The sequence below is a fragment of the Aquipuribacter hungaricus genome (assembly GCF_037860755.1).
Lineage (GTDB): Bacteria > Actinomycetota > Actinomycetes > Actinomycetales > JBBAYJ01 > Aquipuribacter > Aquipuribacter hungaricus.
Genome location: NZ_JBBEOI010000276.1, coordinates 1 through 4,329, shown reverse-complemented (window position 1 = coordinate 4,329; position 4,329 = coordinate 1). Strand labels below are relative to the sequence as shown.

6 protein-coding genes are annotated in these 4,329 nt (G+C 76.9%); 4 read left to right on the top strand and 2 right to left on the bottom strand.

Annotated elements, in window-relative coordinates; all coding sequences use genetic code 11:
• Nucleotides 1–69: 69 nt before the first annotated feature.
• Nucleotides 70–507: a DUF6069 family protein gene (locus WCS02_RS18020; RefSeq protein WP_340295670.1), complete on the bottom strand. Its 438-nt coding sequence runs from the start codon at nucleotides 505–507 to the stop codon at nucleotides 70–72.
• A 130-nt stretch (nucleotides 508–637) separates the two neighbouring features.
• Here WCS02_RS18020 and WCS02_RS18015 point away from each other — a divergent pair, with 130 nt between their 5' ends.
• Both WCS02_RS18015 and WCS02_RS18010 read left to right on the top strand, forming a co-directional pair.
• The gene (locus WCS02_RS18015; RefSeq protein ID WP_340295669.1) at nucleotides 638–1,747 is read left to right on the top strand and encodes an alkene reductase; all 1,110 of its coding nucleotides are present in this window, start codon (nucleotides 638–640) and stop codon (nucleotides 1,745–1,747) included.
• Between the two features lie 92 nt (nucleotides 1,748–1,839).
• Nucleotides 1,840–2,214, top strand: coding sequence for a GntR family transcriptional regulator (locus WCS02_RS18010; protein WP_340295668.1), 375 nt, complete (start codon nucleotides 1,840–1,842; stop codon nucleotides 2,212–2,214).
• A 20-nt stretch (nucleotides 2,215–2,234) separates the two neighbouring features.
• On the opposite strand, the gene WCS02_RS18005 is transcribed toward WCS02_RS18010, so the two are convergent.
• Entirely contained in the window at nucleotides 2,235–2,921 is a 687-nt protein-coding gene (locus WCS02_RS18005; RefSeq protein WP_340295667.1) for a Pr6Pr family membrane protein, read from the bottom strand.
• Nucleotides 2,922–3,049: 128 nt separating this feature from the next.
• On the opposite strand from WCS02_RS18005, the gene WCS02_RS18000 reads away from it, so the two are divergent.
• Nucleotides 3,050–3,802, top strand: coding sequence for a hypothetical protein (locus WCS02_RS18000; protein ID WP_340295666.1), 753 nt, complete (start codon nucleotides 3,050–3,052; stop codon nucleotides 3,800–3,802).
• 9 nt (nucleotides 3,803–3,811) lie between these two features.
• The gene (locus WCS02_RS17995) at nucleotides 3,812–4,174 is read left to right on the top strand and encodes a helix-turn-helix domain-containing protein (protein WP_340295664.1); all 363 of its coding nucleotides are present in this window, start codon (nucleotides 3,812–3,814) and stop codon (nucleotides 4,172–4,174) included.
• Nucleotides 4,175–4,329: the final 155 nt, after the last annotated feature.

The window sequence follows — 4,329 nt, the reverse complement described above, 5'->3', positions numbered from 1 at the left end:
CAGGTGGACGGCGCCGTCGCGGCCGACGCGGCCCGCACGCCCGGCTGAGCGGGGGCCGCGTCCGGGGCCTCAGGCCCGGCCGCGCAGCCCGGCCGGCCGCAGGACCACGAGGGCCACCCCGAGGACGACGACGTGCATCAGGGCCAGCAGCGCCCCGGTCCACCCGTCGGCGGCGGCGGCCAGCGGCGACACGACCGAGCCGAGCCCCGCGACGACGGCGAGGACCGTCCACACGGTGACGCCCCGGGGGACGCGGACGAGCAGCCACAGGGCGAGGGTCCCCACGGCGATCCCGACGACGGAGGCCACCGCGGGCATCGGGGCCAGGACCGCCTGGGTCGTCCCTCCCTGCGCCACCTCCCACGTGGCCGGGGTCAGCTGGCCCAGCAGCCAGACGAGCGTGGTGAGGACGGCGGCGACGAGCGCGGCGACGAGGCCCGCCCGCCAGATGCCGCGGCCGGCGGGACGTGCCGTGCGGGTGCTCGGGTCGGTACGGGTGCTCGTCATGGGTCGGCTCCTGCCGTGAGGGACGCTTGAACGCTCATGCATGGTCCCGTCCCGGGTGCGCCGGGGCAAGGGGCCCCACCCGTCCGGTCGTCGCGGGATGACACGGGGGACGCGACGTGTTGCCGCCCGCGTGACCTCTCCCCTGCTCGACCCTGTCCGTCTCGGCAGCCTGAGCCTGCCCAACCGCTTCGTCATGGCTCCCCTGACCCGCACCCGCACCACCGAGGCGCGCGTCCCCGGGGCGATGAACGCCGAGTACTACCGCCAGCGCGCGGGCGCGGGCCTCATCGTGTCCGAGGCCGTGGCCATCACACCCGAGGCCGTCGGCTACAAGTGGACGCCCGGGCTGTGGAGCCAGGAGCAGGTCGACGGTTGGCGCACGGTCACCGACGCCGTGCACGCCGCGGGCGGCCGGATCGTCGCGCAGCTGTGGCACGTGGGCCGGATCAGCCACAGCAGCTTCCACGCCGACGGGCTGCCGGTGTCCTCCACCGACACCGCCGCCGACGCCAAGAGCTTCACCGAGGACGGCTACGTCCCCACGTCGACCCCCCGCCGCCTGCGCACCGACGAGATGCCGCGCGTGGTCGAGGACTACCGCCGCGCCACCGTCAACGCCGTCGCCGCCGGGTTCGACGGTGTCGAGGTCCACGCCGCCAACGGCTACCTGCTCGAGCAGTTCCTCGCCGACGGCGTCAACGACCGCACCGACGGCTACGGCGGCAGCATCGAGAACCGCGCCCGGCTCACCCTCGAGGTCGTCGACGCGGTCGTGGCGGCGGCGGGCGACCCCGGCACGGTCGGCATCCGGCTCTCGCTCGGCAACGGCTCCTCCGGCACCTCCGACGCCGACCCGGCGGCCGTGCTCGCCCACCTCGGCGCCGGGCTCGACCGCCGAGGGCTCGCCTACGTGCACTACGTCGAGCCGGTGACCGACGACGGCCGCCGCACCGACCTGTCCGAGGCGCTGCGCAGCACCTGGACCGGGCCGTTCGTCCTCGCGCAGGGCTTCACCCCCGAGACCGGCGAGCAGGCCGTGGCCGAGGGCCGGGCGGACGCCGTCGCGTTCGGCAAGGCCTTCATCGGCAACCCGGACCTGCCCGAGCGCCACCGCACCGGCGCCCCGCTCGCCGACGCCGACCCCTCGACGTTCTACGGCGAGGGCCCCGAGGGGTACACCAGCTACCCCGCGGCCGGCGAGGACGTGGCCGAGGACGTCGCGGAGGACCCCGCCGCCTGAGGTGCGCGGGACGGTCGGTGGCCGTCGCCCGTCGGGCGGCCTCCACCCGGGTCGGTACGGTCCCCGGACGTCCGGCAGAGGTGGAGGTCGCCATGGCGCACCCGGGGCTCGTGCACGTCGACCCGTCCTCCGCGGTCCCGCCGTACGAGCAGGTCCGCACCCAGGTAGTCGCGCTCGTGGACTCGGGCGGCCTCCGCCCCGGTGACCGGCTGCCCCCCGTCCGGACCCTCGCGGCGGACCTGGGCCTGGCCAGCGGGACGGTCGCCAGGGCCTACCGCGAGCTGGAGTCCGCGGGCGTCGTCGTCACCCGCGGGCGCAACGGCACCGTGGTGGCCGCGACCGGGGACGCCACCGAGCGGCTCGCCCAGCAGGCGACCGCCGACTACCTCGCGGCGCTGCGCCGGCTGGGGCTGGGTGCCGAGGACGGGGTGCGGCTGCTCGGCACGGTCGGCGACGGCAGCCCGTGAGCACCCCCCGTCACGGCCGGCTAGCCGTGGGCTCGCCCTGACCCGGCCGTGGCGACCGCCGGCTCCCGACGGTCGAGCAGCCGGTCGAGCAGGTGCGCCCCGGCGGCCAGGCCGACGAACAGGGCGGCCACGGCCGCGCAGTTGAGCAGCACCTGACCCCAGCCGAGCTCGTCGACGTCGACGAACGGGTAGGGCCAGAAGCCGCCGACGAGCGGCCCCCGCACGAGGGTGAACGCCAGCCACAGCAGCGGGAAGACGACGGTCAGCCCCACCACCCGCCACGACGTCCGGCCGCGCGGGCCGAGGGCGAGCCAGCCGAGCACCGCCATGAGCGGGACGGCGGTGTGGACGAGCAGGTCGGCGAAGGCGGCGGCGGGCGACATCTCCACGAGCCCGGCGAGCACCGCGTGGTAGACGAGGCCCGTCACGGTGATGGCGACCAGCGCGGTGAGCCGGAGCACCCGTCGCAGCAGGGTGTCCACGTCCGGCTGGAGCCCCGTGAGCAGCGCCGACGCGGCGACGAGCAGGTTGCTCTGCACGGTGAAGAAGGCGAAGACGTTGAGGCCGCGGTACAGCGGCACGTCGAAGAACCCGCCCTCCGTCCCGGCCGACACCGGCACCTGGACCGACAGCGCCACCACGACGACCAGCGCGGTGAGCAGGAACCAGGCGCGGGCGAGCGCGGGGGCGCGCAGCGGGGCGATCACCGCGCGACCGTCGCACAGGCCGCACCGTCCGTCGAGCGGTGCCCCTGACCGGGGCCATGCGAGCCCTGTGACCGCGGCAGCACACGTCGTGCTCGGAGGAAGTGCCCCGCACCTGCCACGATGCCCCCGTGGCCCTGGGGAACCAACGCGGCGAAGCGGACGAGTACGAGTGGGTCCGTCTCGCCGACCTGCCCGCCCCCCGGGCCGCCCGGGCACCGGCCGAGACCGCGACGGCGCCCGCCGGCAACGGTCCCGGCACGGACGGGTCCGGCACCGGCCCCCGCTCCCGGTCGCGCGGCAGGTCGAGGTCCGGCGGCCCGGGTGCGGGCACTCCGGCACCGACGACCGTCCGCGCCCCCGCGCCCGTCGCGGTGCAGGACGACGAGGAGGGCGACCCGGGCCCGCTGGCGGCAGCGCTCACCGGCTGGGTGGAGGCCAACCCGGTCTGGCACGAGGGCGTCGGCGACCGGGTGCTGCTCGTCGACCTGGACAACCTGCGCGCCGGCGCCGTCCGGTGGAGGGCGCGGATGGGGCTGGTCGTCGCCCTGGCGCGCTCGGCCGACCACGTCGTCATCTCCGGCCAGCACGCCGCGGTCGAGCGGGCGGTGCCGTTCCTCGCCGAGTTCGGCCGGGTCGCGCAGCCGGTGCCCGACGGCGCCGACCTGGCCGACTTCGTCCTGCTCGAGGGCGCCCGCGCCGTCCCCGCCGAGCGGCGCCAGGTGGTGGTGCTCAGCAACGACGGCATCTTCGCCGAGCTCGCCGACCGCGGTCCGGTCACGGTGCTCAGCCCCGGGGCGGACGCCCTGTCGGACCGGCTGTTCGACGCCGCGCGGGTGGTCATCGACCTGATGACCCTCGAGCGGACGCTGGGGCGGGCGTAGCCTCGTCCCATGACGGCCCGCCCGGTCGACGCCCCCCGCCCCACCCCGCCGCTGCGGGTGCTCCTCGGCCACGTGCTGCGCCGGCACCGCACCGGTCAGCGCCGCTCGCTGGCCGACGTGGCGCACGAGGCGCAGGTGTCGACGCAGTACCTGTCGGAGGTCGAGCGCGGCCGCAAGGAGGCGAGCTCCGAGGTCCTCGCGGCGGTGTGCCGGGCGCTGCGGCTCGACCTCGTCGACCTTCTTGCCGAGGTCCGCGACGACGTGCTCGACCTGCGCAGCACGGTCGCCGCGCCCTCCACCCGGGTGGTCGCCCTGCAGCAGCGCCGGACGGCCGCGCAGCCCCGTCCCGGCACGGTGCTCCGCGCCGCCTGAGCCCGGCCCGCACCTCGCGCCGGGGGCGCCCGCGCAGGGACGACACCACGACGCACGACCGGCCGGCCCCGGGGGCGCGGCCGGCCGGTCGGGTGGTCCTGGGGTGCGCGTGCCTCAGCGGCGGCGGCCCTTGGCGGTCTCGGTGGCGCTGGCCT